The organism is Accumulibacter sp. (assembly GCF_032229525.1).
Taxonomy (GTDB): domain Bacteria; phylum Pseudomonadota; class Gammaproteobacteria; order Burkholderiales; family Rhodocyclaceae; genus Accumulibacter.
The window spans coordinates 1-2,392 of the sequence record NZ_JAVTWB010000158.1 but is presented as its reverse complement, the minus strand read 5'-3'; the positions used below and the strand labels follow the sequence as shown (position 1 = coordinate 2,392).

The 2,392-nt window shown below is 65.1% G+C and carries 3 protein-coding genes and 1 pseudogene; 1 reads left to right on the top strand and 3 read right to left on the bottom strand.

Annotated elements, in window-relative coordinates; genetic code table 11:
* Window positions 1-572 (bottom strand): VanZ family protein (locus tag RUW20_RS12230; protein WP_313952514.1); only part of this gene is annotated, 572 nt, incomplete at its 3' end.
* Between the two features lie 206 nt (window positions 573-778).
* Between RUW20_RS12230 and RUW20_RS12225 the strand changes: the two genes are divergently transcribed.
* Window positions 779-964, top strand: a complete 186-nt coding sequence (locus tag RUW20_RS12225) for a hypothetical protein (RefSeq protein ID WP_313952507.1) — start codon at window positions 779-781, stop codon at window positions 962-964.
* 158 nt (window positions 965-1,122) lie between these two features.
* Here RUW20_RS12225 and RUW20_RS12220 read toward each other — a convergent pair whose 3' ends face one another.
* Complete coding sequence (locus tag RUW20_RS12220; RefSeq protein ID WP_313952506.1) at window positions 1,123-1,470, bottom strand: hypothetical protein; 348 nt, start codon at window positions 1,468-1,470, stop codon at window positions 1,123-1,125.
* Window positions 1,471-1,831: 361 nt separating this feature from the next.
* A pseudogene (locus RUW20_RS12215) lies at window positions 1,832-2,392 on the bottom strand (hypothetical protein); the annotation flags it as partial.

Sequence of the window (2,392 nt, the reverse complement as noted above, 5' to 3'; positions counted from 1 at the left end):
GTTTCCGGCGAAAGCTGGGTCAGCAGCCACATGCCGATCAGCACCAGGCCGAGTTCGGCGTGGTGTACTGGAGCCAGCAAGTCCTGCTGGAACTGGCCGATTCGCCGGAAGATGGGCTTGCCGTTCCAGATCGCGATCGCCGCGCCAATCGCTGTTCCGGCGCTATTGCACGCCAGGTCGAGATTCGACGGTACGCGCGTCGGCAGCCAGTTCTGCAGACATTCCAGGGCCAGGCTGAGCAAGCTGCCAAGTAACAGCGCGGCGATCGCCGCCGACCAGCGGCCGGGGAGCCGGCGCAGGCTCAGCGTCAACAGAAAGCCCAGCGGCACGTAAACGAGGACGTTCACCGTCAGGTCGAAAGCGGTCCAGTAACGTGGCCATGCGGCGTCGAGGAAGGCCAGCGGCGACAGGCCCAGATCGCGCCAGTTGGCGAACGGGTAGAGGCTGGCGTAGGTGATCAGAACCACGTAGGCGAGCGTCAGATAAAGCGGCAACAGCGTCGGCCGTGGCGATGGCTGTCGCGCTGGCGTTTCGTCCTCCGGATAGTCCGGATTCGGCGGGGCTTGCTCCATCAGGGTGGCGCCGTGCGTTGCGAAGCGGCCATTCTAGCGCCTCGGCGAGTCGGGCGCGCGTGGCCAGCGGGCGTGGCGTGGCCGTGGCGCGGGGTGTGCTTCATCTCCAATATCGTCCATATCCGGCGCCGCTAGCTGTCCGATTTGTGCGACACTTTCGTTTTTCACTTGCTCTGGCCGCCGAAGCGGCCTTTAGGGGACACACCTTGGCAAAACCAAACTATCAGTTCGAGAAGCGCCAGAGAGAACTCGAGAAGAAGCGCAAGAAGGAAGACAAGCGGCAGCAGGTCCTCGCCGCGAAGGCGCCAGCGGAGGGCGAAGGTTCGCCAGACGCGCTCGAGCAACCGGCAGCGACGGATGCCGCCGGCCCGGGAACGACTAGCGAGAGCTGACTGGTATGACCGGCGCGAGGTTCGTGCGGCGCCGGGGTAGTGGTGCCAGCCCCTTGCGCCGCGGCTCGCCCTGCTCGGCGGCCTTTCTCGCGGAGCCGCATCGCGCTCCGTGGCCGTGTTTGGATGAGTGTTTCCAGCAGCGAGGCGTGCACGGTGAATCAGTATCGGGTCGATCGCGTGGCAAGCTGACTCCACGCATTGGCCCACAGCGTTAGCAGCGCAGCTTCGACCAGCTTGGCTGGTGTGTCGAGTGCTCGCTCGTCCATCCAACGTGCTTGTCCACGCAACATGGACAGGCTGCACTCGCCGCCGCGCTGACCCTTTTCGGCAGAGCTGCAGCGCTTGGCAGCCGATACCCTCTTGAAGATCGGCACTGCCTTGTGGGTGAATACCTGTGCCAGTTCGGCCTCGACAGGGTCAAACTCGCGCTGACGTTCGGGCGTGTAGATCTCGACGGGCGGCCTGACGGTCGGGCGTAGCAGGCCCTCGGGAGTAGCCTCGGCCAAATGCTTCGCATCGGGTGGAGCGGGTTTGCAAGGCTTGCCCGGCCGACGCAGTTTCTCAGGCGGCAAGTTCCATCGTCTCCCCCTATCAGCCAGATCTTCGCTTGGGCCAGAATGCTGGCGCTACTCTGCTCTTCGTCTTCCACGGCCAGTTCGCGGACCCTTGAGCATCGAGTACATGCGCCCGCTGGTGGCAATGCAGACGCGGGCGGTGGCGTCCACGTGCTTGCTGTCGGGGTGGTGGGCGATATATTCCTCGCCGAACTTGAAGCTGTTGACCGGCGAGACGTACTGAGCGAACTCCTTCGTGGCCTGACAGAACTGCGCGGACGGCGCAGCGGTACCGCCAGAGCGACGCCGTCGATCAGCAGGAGCGGCCGTCGACCATCCGGGCAAATCCGAAACCGCCGCCGATATCCGGCTGGATACAGATGGTGATGCCCAGCGAGCGGGCGGCGCGGTCAAGGTCAGGCGGGAAGGCGGCAAAGGGAATCGCCCGTTCGACCACCGATCTGGTGAAGGCGATCTGCTCCTGCTGGTCGCCGGCGTTGAGGATCTTGAATGACTTCAGGCTGCCGTCGGGATTGATCCGGAAGTGGACGGCGGCGGTGAGCACGCCTTTGCTGCGCGGATCGTTGCGGACGAAGGTGGCGCTGCGGTTGAGTCGTTTGACGACGCCGTCGACGTACAGATCAAGGCTGAAGGGTTCGGGCGGCGGGGTGTCGGGCCGGCGCTCGAGCATCGCCGTGCCCTCTTCGTCCTGTCGCGCCTGTTGCCGACCCTGGCCTCGGGCCATGGCCAGCGCGCTCTGCGCGAGGCGGGACTTGGGCGCCGCCCGGGACTCTGCTTCCAGCTCGTCGAGGAAACGGTTCATGTCCGGCTTTTCGGCTTTGAACCAGCGTGAGCTGTCGAGGACGGTCGGCGC